Annotated in this window: 10 protein-coding genes; 6 read left to right on the top strand and 4 right to left on the bottom strand. The window is 73.9% G+C overall.

What is annotated here, in order from left to right; all coding sequences use genetic code 11:
• Window positions 1-32 precede the first annotated feature (32 nt).
• Window positions 33-815 carry an alpha/beta fold hydrolase gene (locus O7625_RS00580; protein ID WP_282343524.1) on the top strand — a complete coding sequence of 261 codons (783 nt, stop codon included), beginning with the start codon at window positions 33-35 and terminating at the stop codon, window positions 813-815.
• Between the two features lie 33 nt (window positions 816-848).
• On the opposite strand, the gene O7625_RS00575 is transcribed toward O7625_RS00580, so the two are convergent.
• The 3 genes from O7625_RS00575 to O7625_RS00565 are packed head-to-tail and all read right to left on the bottom strand — an operon-like array spanning window position 849 to window position 3,463.
• Complete coding sequence (locus tag O7625_RS00575; RefSeq protein ID WP_282343522.1) at window positions 849-1,637, bottom strand: ABC transporter permease; 789 nt, start codon at window positions 1,635-1,637, stop codon at window positions 849-851.
• A gap of 48 nt (window positions 1,638-1,685) precedes the next feature.
• Window positions 1,686-2,456 (bottom strand): ABC transporter permease, encoded by a 771-nt coding sequence (locus tag O7625_RS00570; RefSeq protein WP_231932539.1) that lies wholly within the window; start codon window positions 2,454-2,456, stop codon window positions 1,686-1,688.
• A complete protein-coding gene (locus tag O7625_RS00565; RefSeq protein ID WP_282343521.1) occupies window positions 2,453-3,463 on the bottom strand; it encodes an ABC transporter ATP-binding protein in 1,011 nt (336 codons plus the stop codon). The genes O7625_RS00570 and O7625_RS00565 overlap by 4 nt, the downstream gene beginning before the upstream one ends.
• A gap of 318 nt (window positions 3,464-3,781) precedes the next feature.
• Between O7625_RS00565 and ileS the strand changes: the two genes are divergently transcribed.
• Window positions 3,782-6,928, top strand: coding sequence for an isoleucine--tRNA ligase (gene ileS, locus O7625_RS00560; protein WP_282343519.1), 3,147 nt, complete (start codon window positions 3,782-3,784; stop codon window positions 6,926-6,928).
• 162 nt (window positions 6,929-7,090) lie between these two features.
• Entirely contained in the window at window positions 7,091-7,783 is a 693-nt protein-coding gene (locus O7625_RS00555) for a lysophospholipid acyltransferase family protein (protein ID WP_282343518.1), read from the top strand.
• Window positions 7,784-7,828: 45 nt separating this feature from the next.
• Here O7625_RS00555 and O7625_RS00550 read toward each other — a convergent pair whose 3' ends face one another.
• Window positions 7,829-9,850 (bottom strand): hypothetical protein, encoded by a 2,022-nt coding sequence (locus O7625_RS00550; RefSeq protein WP_282343516.1) that lies wholly within the window; start codon window positions 9,848-9,850, stop codon window positions 7,829-7,831.
• A gap of 151 nt (window positions 9,851-10,001) precedes the next feature.
• Here O7625_RS00550 and O7625_RS00545 point away from each other — a divergent pair, with 151 nt between their 5' ends.
• The 3 genes from O7625_RS00545 (at window position 10,002) to O7625_RS00535 (ending at window position 16,199) form a co-directional block, all read left to right on the top strand.
• Window positions 10,002-12,041, top strand: coding sequence for a TIGR03960 family B12-binding radical SAM protein (locus tag O7625_RS00545; RefSeq protein ID WP_282343514.1), 2,040 nt, complete (start codon window positions 10,002-10,004; stop codon window positions 12,039-12,041).
• Window positions 12,042-12,214: 173 nt separating this feature from the next.
• Window positions 12,215-12,934 (top strand): TIGR03936 family radical SAM-associated protein, encoded by a 720-nt coding sequence (locus O7625_RS00540; RefSeq protein WP_084261480.1) that lies wholly within the window; start codon window positions 12,215-12,217, stop codon window positions 12,932-12,934.
• Between the two features lie 130 nt (window positions 12,935-13,064).
• Window positions 13,065-16,199 carry an Rne/Rng family ribonuclease gene (locus O7625_RS00535; protein ID WP_282343512.1) on the top strand — a complete coding sequence of 1,045 codons (3,135 nt, stop codon included), beginning with the start codon at window positions 13,065-13,067 and terminating at the stop codon, window positions 16,197-16,199.
• Window positions 16,200-16,309: the final 110 nt, after the last annotated feature.

Raw genomic sequence — 16,309 nt, 5'->3', positions numbered from 1 at the left:
CACGCTGCGTACACCTCGGGGAGGACTCGACGATGGACGGGCAGACGGCCGCCGGGATGCGGTACTGGACGCACGGGCACGGCCGGCGCGACACCTTCCTGCTGGTGCACGGCTGGTGCTGTGACCACGACTTCATGACCCCGCTGGCCCGGCACCTGGTCGACCGGGAGGCCCGGGCGATCACCGTCGACATGCCCGGCCACGGGGCCAGCCCGCCCCCCGCCGACGGCTACGGCGTGACCGCGATGGCGGACCATCTGCGGGCCTTCGCCCAGGCCCTGGACCTGCACCGGGTCTTCGTGATCGGGCACAGCCTGGGCGGCGTCTGGTCGCTGGTGGCCGCCGCCGGCGACCGGACCCGGTTCACCGGGTTGGTGCTGCTGGACTCCGCGGTGGCCGGGCCGCCCGGCGCCGCCGCCGCCATCGGCCAGGTGGCGGCCTCGCTGCGGGACGACACCTCGGGCGCGGTCCGGGAGTCGATCGTCCGGTCCTACTTCCCGCCCTACTCCGACCCGCGCCTGGTGGAGCGGGTGGTGGCGGCCACGGCCCGACCCTCCACCGAGGTGGCGTACGCGCCGATCGCCGGGCTGGCCGACTGGATCGCCGCCGACGGGGACGGGACCGCCCTGCGCCGCTGGGACCGCCCGCTGCTCTTCGTGGGCAGCAACGCCCCGTTCGCCGACTACGCCCGGCTGGCCGAACTCGCCCCGCAGGCGTTCATCGGGCAGACCGTGGGCTCCGGACACTTCGTGCAGCTCCAGGTGCCGACCCAGGTGGACGCGATGCTCGACCGCTACCGGGAGGTCACCGGCTGACCCGTGACCGGGCGGCGGCCCGCCGGCCCGCGCCTAGAGGGTGTCCAGCGAGGCGCGGCGACGGGACTCCGCCTCGAACACCGTCAGCAGCCCGGCCGCCAGCACGGCGTAGCCGACCCCGACGGCCAGCTCGACGCCGATCGCCGGCAGGACGTCGGCCAGGGTGGCCCCGCCGGCCAGCCGCCGGGCCGCGTCGGCGGCATGGGTGACCGGCAGCACCGCGCCGACCGCGCGCACCCCGGCCGGCAGGTCACCGGCCGGCACGTTCACCCCGGTGAACAGCAGCAGCAGCGCCACCGCCACGTTCGAGATCAGGAAGACGTCCCGGAAGCGCAGCCCCAACGCCCCCAGGGTCAGCCCGAAGAAGCCGCAGGCCAGCGACGCCGTGGCCAGGGCCAGCAGCAGGCCGGGCAGCGCGGTGGGCGCGATCCGCAGGTCGAGCAGGAGCGCGGCCACGGTGAGCGTGCTCACCGCGATCAGCAGACCGTTGCCGGCGTACGGCAGCACCCGGCCGAGGAAGATCGCGGTGCGGCTGCGCGGCGAGAGCAGCACGTGCCCGAGGGTGCCGAAGCGCCGCTCGTTGGCCACCGCCATGGTGCCGCCGAAGACGCAGGCCAGCGAGGCGGTGAGCACCGCGTTGCCGACGACGTAGAACCGGTCGTCGGCGACCCCGAACTCCCGCCCCAGGTAGGCGAAGAAGAAGAGCTGGAACAGCGGACCCACCAGCAGGGTGCCCACGAAGATCGACGGGGTGGTCCAGTTGAACAGGGCCCGGTAGGCGATCACACCGCCGACGCCGACCAGCCGGAACAGCGCACTCACCGGGAACCTCCGTCGACCGGTCGGGGCAGGGCGGTCACCGGTGCCCCCTCAGGCCAGGGCCAGGGTCGCGGCGACCCGGGCCCGGTGCTCGACGTACGTCATCAACACCCAGCCGGCGGCCAGGCAGGCCAGGCTGATCGCCAGGCAGACGCCCAGCGCCGGCCAGACCGGGCCGCCGGCCGCGGCCTCGTGCACCGCGCGGGCGCCCCAGGTGGTCGGGAGCACCGCGGCGACCGGCCCGGTCCAGCCGGGCAGCGCGGTGACCGGCACGAGCATCCCGGACACCAGCCAGATCGGGTACTCCAGCATGTTCGCCAGCGCGTTGGCGTGCCGCAGCAGCACGAAGCTGGACGCCAGCAGCAGCCCGAACATGCCCAGCCCGGCGACGCAGCCGGCGACGGCGACCGGGAAGGCCACCGGATGGGCGAAGTCGAGCGGGATGCCGTAGAGCAGCCGGCCCCAGGCCAACGTGGCGAGCATCGCGTACGTGCCGGTGATGCCCGTGGCCAGGGTGACCGGCAGCAGCACCAGCGCCGGCGACCGGGGCGCCAACATGATCATTTCCAGGGTGCCCTGCCAGCGCTGGTTCTGGATCGCCCCACCGGAGCCGAACAGCACCGTCGACCAGACCCCCATCAGGCCCGCGCCCACCGCCGCCTCCAGCAACCGGTCCGGCGCACCGCCGGCCCGGAACAGGTAGACCGCCAGGGTCGCCTGCACCACCGGGACGACCAGCGCGACGGCGATCTCGAACGGGGACCGGCTGAACTGCTTGACGTGCAGCAGCGCGCCGACCGCGATCATCCGCACGGTGTTCACGCCGGCACCCGCCCGTCCAGCGTCGCCGGCCCCGCCGCCCGGTTGACGATCGCCACGTAGGCGTCCTCCAGGGTGGGCTGCCGGGAGGTCACCCGGCCCAGCCGTACCCCGTCCAGCTCCCGCAGCACGGCGGCCTGCACGTCCACCCCCGCGTCGGACTGCACCCCGAGCAGCTGCGCCGCCCCGTGCACCGCCAGGCTCACCTCGCGGACGCCGGGCCTGGCCCGGATGGCGGCCACCTGCCCGTCGGTCACCCCGTACGCCTCCACCTCCAGCACCCGCCGGCCGTCGGCGTGGTGACGCAGCTCGGCGGGGGTGCCCAGGGCCTGGATCCGGCCGCCCGCGAGCACCGCGATCCGGCCGCACAGCTCGTCGGCCTCGGCCATGTAGTGCGTGGTCAGCAGCACGGTGGTGCCGGTGGCGGCCAGGTCGGCGACGGTCTGCCGCAGCTCGCGGGCGGCCACCGGGTCGACCCCGATCGACGGTTCGTCGAGGAAGAGCACCCGGGGCCGGTGCAGCAGCCCCCGGGCGATGTGCAGCCGCTGGCGCATCCCCCGGGAGTAGCCCTCGACCCGGTCGTCCTCCCGGCCGGTCAGCCGGACCAGCTCGAACAGCTCGGCGATCCGCCGCTTCTGCTCCCGGCCCGGGACGCCGTACAGCTCGGCGAAGTAACGCAGGTTGTCCCGGGCGGAGAGCCGGTCGTAGAGACCCCGGTCGCCGCCGAAGACGTACCCGATCCGGCGGCGCACCTCACGGGTCTGCCGGACCACGTCGAAACCGCAGATCGTCGCCGTGCCCGCCGTCGGGACGAGCAGGGTGTTGAGCAGCTTGATGGTGGTGGTCTTGCCGGCGCCGTTCGGGCCGAGCAGGCCGAACAGCTCACCGTGGCCCACCGCGAGGTCGACCCCGGCGACGGCGTGCACCTCCCGGCGCCGGGGCCGTAACCAACCGGTCCGGCTGCGGTAGCGGCGACACAGCCCCACCGCCTCGATCGCGTACTCACCCATGGCCGCGAATCTATGGGTCGGCGGGGCCGGCCGCACCCCCGTTACTCGGCGGCGGTGGCCCGCACCCGTCGAGTATCCTTGCCGGTACAGGCGACGACCCGGCCATCACCGGTGAGCCTCCGGAAGAAACGGTGGCGACACCCGAGTAGAACCGGACGGGGCGGCCCGTCACAGCCGGCCAACGAGCGGGCGGTCGATCCTGACCGTCAAGCGGGGTGGTACCGCGGGCCCGGCCCGGGGCGTCGACGACGGCGTACCTGACCAGGCTCGTCCTCGCAGACCACGACTGAGTGAGCTGCCAGAGGAGAGCGACCCCCGATGGGCTATCCGCTGCACGACCCGACCGCCGCCGGCGTCCCGGCGAGCCCGGACCTGCCCGCGGTCGAACGCCGTGTCCTGGAGCACTGGACCGCCGACCACACCTTCGAGGCCTCGGTGGCGGCCCGGCCGGCCGGCGACGACGGCAAGAACGAGTACGTCTTCTACGACGGTCCGCCGTTCGCCAACGGCCTGCCGCACTATGGCCACCTGTTCACCGGGTACGTCAAGGACGTGGTGCCGCGCTACCAGACCATGCGCGGTCGGCACGTCGAGCGGCGCTTCGGCTGGGACTGCCACGGCCTGCCCGCCGAGGTGGTGGCCGAGAAGCAGCTCGGTATCACCAGCAAGGCGGAGATCCTCGACCTCGGGGTGGCCCGGTTCAACGACGCGTGCCGCTCGTCGGTGCTGGAGTTCACCCAGGACTGGGAGCGGTACGTCACCCGGCAGGCCCGCTGGGTCGATTTCACCAACGACTACAAGACCCTCGACCTGGACTACATGGAAAGCGTCATGTGGGCCTTCAAGACCCTGCACGACAAGGGTCTGGTCTACGAGGGCTTCCGGGTGCTGGCGTACTGCTGGCGGTGCGAGACGCCGCTGTCGAACACCGAGACCCGGATGGACGACGTCTACCGCGACCGGCACGACCCGACGCTGACCGTGTGGTTCGAGCTGACCCCGGACGAGCGGGCCCCGGAGCTGGTCCGCGGGCCGGTCAGGCTGGGCGTCTGGACCACCACGCCGTGGACCCTGCCGTCCAACCTCGCGCTCGCCGTCGGCCCGGACATCCGGTACGCGGTGCTGGAGCGCGACGGCCAGCGGTACGTGGTCGGGGAGTCCCGGCTCGGGGCGTACACCAAGGAGCTGGAGGGGTACGAGCAGGTCGGCTGGGTGACCGGCAAGGCTCTGGTCGGACGCCGCTACACCCCGCTCTACGACTTCCTCGTCGAGCAGGCCGGCGAGAACGCCTACCAGGTGCTCGGCGCGGAGTTCGTCACCACCGAGGACGGCACCGGGATCGTCCACCTGGCCCCGGCCTTCGGCGAGGACGACCAGAACGTCTGCAACGCCGCCGGCATCCCCACCATCGTCACCGTGGACGACCACACCCGGTTCACCGCGCTGGTCCCGCCGTACCAGGGCGAGCAGGTCTTCGACGTCAACAAGCCGGTGATCCGGGAGCTCAAGGAGCAGGGGGTGGTGTTGAAGCAGGACACCTACACCCACTCCTACCCGCACTGCTGGCGCTGCGACACGCCGCTGGTCTACAAGGCGGTGTCGTCGTGGTTCGTCGCCGTGACGCAGTTCCGGGACCGGATGGTCGAGCTGAACCAGCAGATCAACTGGACCCCCGGCCACATCAAGGACGGCTCGTTCGGCAAGTGGCTCGCCAACGCCCGGGACTGGTCGATCAGCCGCAACCGGTTCTGGGGCTCGCCGATCCCGGCCTGGAAGTCCGACGACCCGAACTACCCCCGGCTGGACGTCTACGGCTCGCTGGCCGAGATCGAACGGGACTTCGGCGTCCGCCTGACCGACCTGCACCGGCCGGCGGTCGACGACCTGACCCGCCCCAACCCGGACGACCCGACCGGGCGCTCGACCATGCGCCGGGTGCCGGAGGTGCTGGACTGCTGGTTCGAGTCCGGGTCGATGCCGTTCGCCCAGGTGCACTACCCGTTCGAGAACGCCGACTGGTTCGAGCACCACTACCCGGGCGACTTCATCGTCGAGTACATCGGGCAGACCCGGGGCTGGTTCTACACCATGCACGTGCTGGCCACCGCGCTGTTCGACCGGCCGGCGTTCCGCAACTGCCTCAGCCACGGCATCCTGCTCGGCTCCGACGGGCGCAAGATGTCCAAGAGCCTGCGCAACTACCCGGACGTCTACCACGCCTTCGACTCGTACGGCTCGGACGCGATGCGCTGGATGCTGATGTCCTCGCCGGTGATGCGCGGCGGGGACATGGCGGTGACCGAGCCGGCGATCCGGGACGCCGTACGCCAGGTGCTGCTGCCGCTGTGGAACGTCTGGTACTTCTTCTCGCTCTACGCCAACGCCGACGGGCACACCGCCCGGCGGCGGGTGGACAGCACGCACCTGCTCGACCGGTACGTGCTGGCCAAGACCCGGGAACTGGTCGAGACGGCCGGTGCGCAGATGGACGCGTACGATATCTCCGGGGCGTGCGCCACCGTCCGGTCCTACCTCGACGCGCTGACCAACTGGTACGTGCGCCGCTCGCGGGACCGGTTCTGGTCGGGTGACGCCGACGCGTTCGACACCCTGTGGACGGTGCTGGAGACGCTCTGCCGGGTGGTGGCGCCGCTGGCCCCGCTGACCGCCGAGGAGATCTGGCGCGGGCTGACCGGCGGACGGTCGGTGCACCTGACCGACTGGCCGTCGGCGCAGGACCTCCCGGCCGACCACGACCTGGTCGCGGCGATGGACGCCACCCGGGACGTCTGCTCGGCGGCGCTGTCGCTGCGCAAGGCCAAGGGGCTGCGGGTCCGGCTGCCGCTGCCGAGGCTGACCGTGGCCTCGCCGGTCGCCGACCAGCTGCGGCCCTTCGCCGACCTGGTCGCCGACGAGGTCAACGTGAAGGCGGTGGAGTTCTCCGAGCAGGTCGCCGACTACTGCCAGCAGGTGCTGACCGTGGTGCCCCGGGCGCTCGGCCCCCGGGTCGGCAAGCAGGTGCAGCAGGTGATCAGGGCGGTCAAGGCGGGGGAGTGGGAGCTGCGCGACGGCGCTCCCGTCGCCGCCGGGGTCACCCTCGCCGAGGGCGAGTACGAGCTGCGCCTGGTCGCCGCCGACGCCGAGCACTCCGCGCCGCTGCCCGGCGGCGAGGGGGTCGTCGTGCTCGACACCGGGGTCACCCCGGAGCTGGCCGCCGAGGGGCTGGCCCGGGACGTGGTCCGGGTCGTGCAGCAGGCTCGCCGGGACGCCGACCTGGACATCTCGGACCGGATCGCGCTGGCGGTGTCGGCCTCCGGGGACGTCCGGGAGGCGGTGTCGGCGTACACCGGGTTCGTCGCCCGGGAGGTGCTCGCGGACACGGTGGACTTCGTCGACGACCTGACCGGCTTCACCGGCGAGGTCGGCGACGGCGAGCCGGTGACGGTGCGCGTCCGACCGGTCTGAACGGTGCGGGGAGGACCCCGGGCCCGCGCTGCCCTGGCGGACCCGGGGTCCTCGCCGATATCCGGAATCCAGTGGGCGGACGCGCCCACACCCGTTGGGTCGCGCGGGCGTGCGTCCGCTACCGTGACACCGCCTGTTCACCGTACGACCGTCGGAGGACCCGTGCCGCTGCTCTACACCATCGGCAAACTCACCGTGGGCCCCACGATGCGGCTGGCCTTCCGCCCGGTCGTGGAGGGTCTGGAGCACGTCCCGGCGAGCGGCGGCGCGATCTTCGCGGGCAACCATCTCTCCGTCGCCGACGAGCTGCTGCTCGCCACCGTCGTCCCCCGACACCTCGCCTTCTGGGCCAAGTCGGAGTACTTCACCGGCACCGGCCCGAAGGGAGCACTGTCCCGGGTCGTGCTCACCGGCCTGGGCGCCATCCCGGTCGAGCGGTCCGGTGGGCGGGCCGCTCTGTCGGCGTTCGACGCCGCCATCCCGGCACTGCGCGCCGGTGACCTGGTCGCCGTCTATCCCGAGGGAACCCGCTCGCCCGACGGGCGGCTCTACCGGGGACGGACCGGCACCGCCCGGTTGGCGGTGGCGGCCGGCGTGCCGGTGATCCCGGTGGGGGTGACCGGCACCGACAAGGCCCAGCCGATCGGCACCCGGATCCCCCGCCCCGGCCGGGGCAAGATCGTCATCCGGTTCGGCAAGCCGCTCGACTTCACCGGCCGCTCCGACGACCGCACCTCGCTGCGGGAGATGACCGACGAGATGATGGCCGAGATCCAGAAGCTCACCGGTCAGGAGTACGTCCCCCGGTACGCCCCCCGCCGGGTCGAGCCGACCGCGGGCGGGACGCCGGCCTGACCGGCGCACCACCCGTCGCGCCGACGGGTGGTGCCGACGCCGCGGTCAGCCCTGCTTCGGGGTGACGATCTGGGCGCGCATCCTGGCGAGCAGCCGGGCGCTGTCGTCCACCGAGAGCCGGGTGAAGACCCCGGTCGCGCTGCTGCCGTGGTCGACCGATGTGCAGACCACCACGTCGGTGCCGTCGGAGGACCCGGTCGCGCAGCGGTCGTACCGGCCCCGGACACCGCTGTCCACCGGCTGTGGCGTGCCGAGCCGGAAGGTGTCGGTCAGCCGCACCATGGCGTCGTCCGCGTCGGACTCCGGCCTGAGCCGGAAGCCGGTGTCACCGAAGACGATCACCCGTTTGCCGTCGGACGTGCCGTAGACCCCGGCGTAGACATCCTCGGCCAGCAGGTTCGCCTTGCGGACCTCGGCCTTGAGCTTCTCGACCTCGGGGCCCGAGTCCGCCCGCAGGGTCAGGTCGGCCACCTGGGCGGGCAGCGCGGCGTCGGCCGGGTACTGCTGCCAGGCCGGCCTGCCGAACCAGGCGGGGCAGCCGCAGCAGCAGGCCAGGGTGAGCAGCAGCACCCACGGCCAGCGCCGACGCTTGCGACGGACGTACCCCTTGGGGGGCCTGCCGGGGTTCGACGGTGGCGGGGCGACCGGCTCCGGACGGGCCCGGCGCTGCTTCGGTTGCCGGGGCGGCGCGGCAGGCGGCAGCGCCGGGCGGGCCGCCGGGGGCGGCGGCGGTGCCGGGCGGGCCGCCGGTGCCGGACGGGGCTGCGGTGGTGGGGACACCGGCCGTGCGGCGGGTACCGGCACGATCGGGTACGGCCGGGTCGGCGAGGGCGTCGCCGGCGCAGGTGAAGCTGCCGGCGGGTAGGGCGGGGTCGGGGTGTGCTGGTGGCCCGGGGCCGACCGGTGCTGGGCCGGCGGGGTCGGGGTGTGCTGGTGCGGCGGTGCCGGGTCGGCTGTGGGCGGGTAGGGGCGGGTGGGCGGCGACGCCGGGTAGGACGGCGTCGGCGGCAGCAGGGCCAGCTCGGGGTGGTGCAGGTCCCAACCGCCGGTGTCCGCGCCCGCCCACGGATCCACCGGCGTGCGGTGTTCGGGCAGCTCCGCAGGCGGCGGTGGCGGGGGCGGTGGCGGCGGCGCCGGGGTGAACTCGACCGACTCACCCCACCCCGGGCGACGCGGCGGTGGTGCGGGCACGGCGGCGGAGCCACTCCACCGGGGGGCGACCGGCTCCTCCAGCGTCGCGTCGGCCCGCTGCTCCACCCGGGTGGCGTCGGGGCGCTGTTCCAGGCGGGTGGCGTCGGGGCGCTGCTCCACCCGGGTGGCGTCGGGCCGCTGGGCCGGGCGGGTCGAGTCGGGCTGTGCGGGTGCCGGCGGCTCGGGTGGGGTGACCCGGGCCGGGACGGCGGCCGACCCCCGCGCCGGGGTGACCGGACCGGGCGCGACCGCCCGTGCCGGGGTGACCGGCTCCACCGGGTGACCCGGGGCGACCGCATCGGCCGGCTCCGGTGGGTCGGCCGGTGCCGGCGGTTGGGGCGGCTCGGGAGAGCCGGCCGGCTCCGGTGGGCTGGCCGGCTCCGGTGGGCTGGCCTGCTCCGGTGGGCTGGCCTGCTCCGGTGGGCTGGCCTGCTCCGGTGGGCTGGCCTGCTCCGGTGGGCTGGCCTGCTCCGGTGGGCTGGCCTGCTCCGGTGGGCCGGGCTGCTCGGTGGAGCCGACCTGTTCCGGCAGACTCGTGGGCTCGGTGGGGCGGGCCTGTTCCGGCGGGATGGTGGGCTCCGGCGTCGTGGGGGGCTCCGGCGCGGGAGCGGGCCGGGGCGGGGTGGCGGAGTCGACGGCAGCGTCGGCACCGGCGGTGCCGTCCGGCGGAGGCGCGGGGTCGCCCTGCGTGACCGGAGCGGGCGCGTCGCTCGGCGTGGCGGTGTCGGGGAGGTCGCCGGGCGGCGGTACGGGGAGGTCGGCCGACCCGGTGGTGACCACCGGATCCTGCTGCCGACCCCGGACCGGGTCACCCCCGTCGGCCGGCCGGTCTGCTCCCGGCTGCGGCTCCGGCATCGCGGCAATCTCCTCTCGCACCGGTTGCGAGGTTAGTACCGGGGCGCCACCTCGACCAATCGGCCGGCCCGCGGGACGAGCGGTGGGACGGCGCGGCCGGTGACGGTGGGTGGGCGGGGGAGGCCGGCGGTGCGACGAGCCGTCCGACGGTGGACGCGTACCCTTGGGCTCCATGAGTGTTCCGTCCACCTCGCCGCGCCCCGCCGCGGCCACCACCGACGACGGCTCCGGCGCGGCGGGCCGCTCGTCGCGGCACGACTCGGAGCTGTCGGTCTGGCCCCGGCTGGAGGCGCTGCTGCCACAGGTGACCAAGCCCATCCAGTACGTCGGTGGCGAGCTGGGCGCGGTGGTCAAGGACTGGGATGCGGCGACCGTACGGTGGGCGCTGATGTACCCCGACGCGTACGAGGTGGGCCTGCCCAACCAGGGCGTGCAGATCCTCTACGAGGTGCTCAACGAGCTGCCCGACGTGCTGGCCGAGCGGACGTACGCGGTCTGGCCGGACCTGGAAGCGCTGATGCGTGCCCACGGGGTGCCGCAGTTCACCGTCGACGCGCACCGTTCGGTGCGCCGTTTCGACGTGTTCGGGGTCTCGTTCTCCACCGAGCTGGGCTACACCAACCTGCTCACCGCGATCGACCTCGCCGGCATCCCGATGCGCGCCGCCGACCGTACCGACGCCGACCCGGTGATCGTGGCCGGCGGGCACGCCGCGTTCAACCCGGAGCCGATCGCCGACTTCATCGACGCCGCCGTGCTCGGCGACGGCGAGGAGGCGGTCCTGGAGATCACCACGATCGTCCGGGAGTGGAAGGCGGAGGGCTGTCCGGGTGGCCGGGACGAGCTGCTGCTGCGGCTGGCCCGCACCGAGAGCGTCTACGTGCCGCGCTTCTACGACGTGGACTACCTGCCCGACGGCCGGATCCAGCGGGTCGTGCCGAACCGCCCGGACGTGCCGTTCCGGGTGCACAAGCGCACCACCATGGACCTGGACGCCTGGCCGTACCCGAAGAAGCCGCTGGTGCCGCTGGCCGAGACGGTGCACGAGCGGTACGCGGTGGAGATCTTCCGGGGCTGCACCCGGGGCTGCCGGTTCTGCCAGGCAGGCATGATCACCCGGCCGGTGCGGGAGCGGTCGATCACCACCGTGGGGCAGATGGTCCAGCAGGGCCTGGAGTTCTCCGGCTTCCACGAGGTGGGCCTGCTGTCGCTGTCGTCGGCCGACCACTCCGAGATCGGCGACATGTGCTCCGGCCTGGCCGAGCAGTACACCGGCACCAACGTCTCGCTGTCGCTGCCGTCGACCCGGGTGGACGCGTTCAACATCGAGCTGGCGCAGGAGCTGTCCCGCAACGGCCGGCGGACCGGGCTGACCTTCGCCCCGGAGGGCGGGTCGGAGCGGATCCGCAAGGTCATCAACAAGATGGTGTCGAAGGAAGACCTGATCCGCACGGTGGTCACCGCGTACACCAACGGCTGGCGGCAGGTGAAGCTGTACTTCATGTGCGGGCTGCCCACCGAGACCGACGCCGACGTCCTCGAGATCGCCGACATGGCGCACGAGGTGATCCGGGCCGGTCGGGCGGCCACCGGCTCCAAGGACATCCGCTGCACCGTCTCGATCGGCGGGTTCGTGCCGAAGCCGCACACCCCGTTCCAGTGGGCGTCGATGTCCCCGCCGGAGGTCATCGACCACCGGCTCAAGCTGCTCAAGCAGGCGATCAACGCGGACCGCTCGCTCGGCCGGGCGATCGGCTACCGCTACCACGACGGCGAGCCGTCGCTGATCGAGGGCCTGCTCAGCCGGGGGGACCGCCGGGTCGGCGCGGTGATCCACGAGGTGTGGCGCGACGGGGGCCGGTTCGACGGGTGGAGCGAGCACTTCTCCTACCGGCGCTGGGTGGACGCCGCCGCGAGGGTGCTCCCGGGTTTCGGCGTGGACCTGGACTGGTACACCACCCGCGAGCGCGACGAGCTGGAGGTGCTGCCCTGGGACCACCTCGACTCGGGCCTGGACAAGGACTGGCTCTGGCAGGACTGGCAGGACTCGATGAGCGAGTACGAGCAGGACGACTGCCGGTGGACCCCGTGCTTCGACTGCGGCGTCTGCCCGTCGATGGACACCGAGATCCAGATCGGCCCCACCGGCCGCAAGCTCCTGCCGCTCACCCCGGTCACCGCGTTGAAGGTGCCCACCGGCGCCCAGCAGTGACCGTCGCCGGGGCGGGTCGGCGTGCCGCCCGCCCCGCGGCGACGATCATGGGGCTATCGTCACCGGCAGCCGGGCCGCGGGGACGCTCGGCCGGTTCGAGACCGAGGAGTACGACGATCAGCAGGAAACCACAGCCGGAGGGCGGGCAGGCGCCGGTCGTCCAGCGTGTCCGGATCCGGTATGCCAAGCGCGGGCCGTTGCGGTTCACCTCCCACCGGGACTTCGCCCGCGCCTTCGAGCGCGCCCTGCGCCGGGCCGCCGTGCCGGTGGCCTTCTCCCAGGGCTTCACCCCGCACCCGAAGATCTCCTACGCCAGTGCCGCCCCCACCGGGGTCGCCAGCGAGGCGGAGTACCTGGAGGTCGGCCTCCAGGCGGTGGTCGACCCGGAGCAGCTACGGCTCGCCCTCGACGCGGCCCTGTCGCCCGGCCTCGACGTGCTGGAGGTGGTGGTCGCCGCCGGGGGGAGCCTGGCCGAGCGGATCGAGGCGTCGTCCTGGCGGATCGAGCTGCCCGGGGTCGACCCGGCAGAGGCGGGACGGGCGGTTTCCGCCTTCCTGTCCGCCGAGGAGGTGCAGGTCGAGCGGATGACCAAGCAGGGCCGACGGACGTTCGACGCGCGGGCGGCGGTGGCGTACATCGATGTGCTGCCTCCGGTGGAGACGCCTTCCGGGGCGACGGACTCGTCGTGTGCGATACTCGAACTGGTCGTACGGCAGGTCACCCCGTCCGTACGACCCGATGACGTCCTTTCCGGCCTCCGCGTGGTGGCCGCCCTGGAGCCGCCGGTCTCCCCGAGGGTGATCCGGCTGGCGCAGGGCACGTTGACCGCGCAGGGTGCGATCGTGGATCCGTTGGAAGCGGACCGCGACGGGGCAGCCATCGGAGAACGCTGACCGTCGGTCAGGGTTCTGGCAGGCAGACTTCGGCGGTCGCGCACGTCGCGCGCCCGGCGGAAACACTTTGCGGCGATCCTGCGTGGCAGCGCTCACCCGCGCCCGGGGCCGCCAGAACTGGAGAACGTCCATGCTCGAGAACGAGCCCGAGGGCGGCGAACGGACCGGTTCCCAGCCGGCCGCCGACACCGCCGACACCACCATCGACGGCGGCCCGGGTGCGGGCGGCGCACCGCCGGCCGCCACGTCGCCCGGCGAGGGTGCCGCGGCACCTGCCGAGGAGGCCCCGGCGGCACCGACCCGGCGGCGGACCACCCGCCGACGGGTCGCGCCGCTGAGTCAGCCGGAGCTGACCGGGGCGCCCGCCGAGGCCTCCGACAGCGCCGCCTCGGCGACCGACGAGTCGCAGCAGGCCGAGGTGATCGTCCCGGTCGCCGGTGAACTCGACGCTGCGCCGAAGACCACCCGGCGTCGCCGCAAGGCCACCCCGGCGAAGGCGGTGGAGGAGCCGGTCGTCGCCGACGGGGTGGAGGAGGGCGCCGCCGACCTGGTGGCACCGGTCAAGGCGACCCGTACCCGGCGTAAGAAGGCCGCCCCACCGGCGGCGACCGAGCCGCCCGTCGAGGTGCCTACCGCGTCGCTCCCGCCGGCCGAGGTGCCGACCGGCCGGGTCACCGGCAGCCGCCGGGCCACCGGCCGGGTGTCGACCGCCGAGGTTCCCGTCGCGCCGGGGCCGTCCGCCGCAGCGGAGGAGCCGGCCGTGGAGGCGGCGGCCCCGACCGAGCCGACCGTCGTCGACCAGGCGGTGGACGACCAGGTGGACGACCAGGCGGTGGAGGAGCCCGTCGAGGAGGCCGACCAGCCGACCGGGGAGGTGCCGCCCGGTGTCGCCGTGCCGGCCGCCGACGAGCCGGTGGAGCCGGCCGAGCCGCAGCCGCGGACCCGGCGGCGGCGGGCCGCGATCGCCGCGCCGACGGTGCTCTTCATGGCCCCGCAGCCGGAGGAGCTGCCCACCTTCCGGGTGGTCGAGCCCGGCCCGGTCGCCGAGGAGCCCGTCGAGGAGCCCGTCGAGACCGGGCGGCGGCGTCGCCGTGCCCGCCGTGAGGCCGAGCCGGTCGAGGTCGTCGAGGTCGTCGAGGAGGAGCCGACCGGCGAGGCCGAGGAGGGCGTCGACGACGAGAGCGAGGACGAGGACGACGAGTCGGCCGCCGCGCGTCGCCGTCGTCGCCGGGGTCGCCGGGGCCGGGGCCGGGGCAAGGGCGGCGCGGACGACACCGACGAGGACGAGACCGAGGAGCCGGCCGCGGCCGAGGCCGAGGGCGACGACTCCGAGGACGAGGGTGAGGGCGAGGGCGATGGGTTGACCCGTCGTCGGCGGCGGCGTCGCCGTCGGGGCGCCGGGGACGCCGAGGGCAGCGCCGACGACGGCGTACCCACGGTGGTGAAGATCCGGGAACCCCGCAAGGCCGTCGACGAGGTGCAGGGCGTCTCCGGCTCGACCCGGCTGGAGGCCAAGCGCCAGCGTCGCCGGGACGGCCGGGAGCAGCGCCGGACCCGCCCGCCGATCCTGAGCGAGTCGGAGTTCCTGGCCCGCCGGGAGGCGGTCGACCGGGTGATGGCGGTCCGCCAGCGCGGCGACCGCACCCAGATCGCCGTCCTGGAGGACGGCGTCCTGGTCGAGCACTACGTCACCCGCAACTCGTCCGGCACTATGGCCGGCAACGTCTACCTGGGCAAGGTGCAGAACGTCCTGCCCAGCATGGAGGCGGCCTTCGTCGACGTCGGGCGGGGACGCAACGCCGTCCTGTACGCCGGTGAGGTCAACTGGGACACCAGCGGCCTGGAGGGGCGGTCCCGCTCGATCGAGCAGGCGCTGCGCTCCGGCGACTCGGTGCTGGTCCAGGTCACCAAGGACCCGATCGGGCACAAGGGCGCCCGGTTGACCAGCCACGTGGCGCTCTCCGGCCGGCACCTGGTCTACGTGCCCAACGGCAACGCCTCCGGGATCAGCCGCAAGCTGCCCGACACCGAGCGCAAGCGGCTGCGTGACGTGCTCAAGAAGCTGGTCCCCGACGGCGCGGGCGTGATCGTCCGGACCGCCGCCGAGGGGGCCAGCGAGGACGAGCTGGCCCGGGACGTCAAGCGGCTGCAGGCCCAGTGGGAGGACATCCAGGCCAAGGCGACCGCCGGCGGTGCCCCGGTGCTGCTGTACGAGGAGCCCGACCTGGTGATCCGGGTGGTCCGGGACCTGTTCAACGAGGACTTCCGCGAGTTGGTGATCGAGGGCGAACAGTCGTACGGCATGGTCGAGTCGTACCTGTCGCACGTCTCGCCGGACCTGGTCGACCGGGTGCGCCGGTACGTCGGCACCGCCGACGTGTTCACCGAGTACCGGATCGACGAGCAGATCATCAAGGGGCTGGACCGCAAGGTCTTCCTGCCCTCCGGCGGCTCGCTGGTGATCGACCGTACCGAGGCGATGACCGTCATCGACGTCAACACCGGCAAGTACACCGGCTCCGGCGGCAACCTGGAGGAGACGGTCACCCGCAACAACCTGGAGGCGGCCGAGGAGATCGTCCGTCAGCTCCGGCTGCGCGACATCGGCGGCATCGTGGTGATCGACTTCATCGACATGGTGCTGGAGTCCAACCGGGAGCTGGTGCTGCGTCGGCTCACCGAGTGCCTGGGCCGGGACCGGACCAAGCACCAGGTGACCGAGATCACCTCGCTCGGCCTGGTGCAGATGACCCGCAAGCGGATCGGCGCCGGCCTGCTGGAGGCGTTCAGCGAGCCCTGCGAGTGCTGCAAGGGCCGTGGCCTGGTCATCCACACCGAGCCGGTGCCGGAGAAGCCGCGTGCCGCGACCGGCGCGGGCGAGCGGGTCAAGGCGGTCGCCTCGACGGTGACCACCCCGGCGGCCGAGCCGGTGGCCAGCGCGTCGTCGCGGCGGCGGGCCCGCAAGGCGGCCACGGCGGAGCGGGCGGCGGTCGAGACGACCGACCCCACCGACGTCGCGGTCACCGCACCGGCGGCCGACGCCGGCTACGACGACACCATGGGCTACGACCTGTCCCGGTACGAGACGCCGGCGTCGCCCGCCCCGGCGGTGGCCGACGTCCCGGCCGGCGAGTCGGCCCGGCTCGCCGGTGCGGACGACCCGGACGCGGTCGGCGAGCACGACGGGGACGACGACGGTGGGGAGGGCGGCACCGGCCGGCGGCGCTCCCGCCGGGGTGGCGCCCGCCGCCGGACCCGTCCGTGACGGGCTGACCCCACCAGGTGCCACCGGACCCCTCCCACCGCGTACCGCGGGTGGGAGGGGTCCTGCCGTGCGGGTGACCGGCGATACGATCGCCGCACCCCCGGCTAGGA

The organism is Micromonospora sp. WMMD714 (assembly GCF_029581315.1).
Taxonomy (GTDB): domain Bacteria; phylum Actinomycetota; class Actinomycetes; order Mycobacteriales; family Micromonosporaceae; genus Micromonospora; species Micromonospora rifamycinica.
Note: the sequence above shows the minus strand (reverse complement) of the source record. Positions and strands in the feature narration are given on the sequence as shown.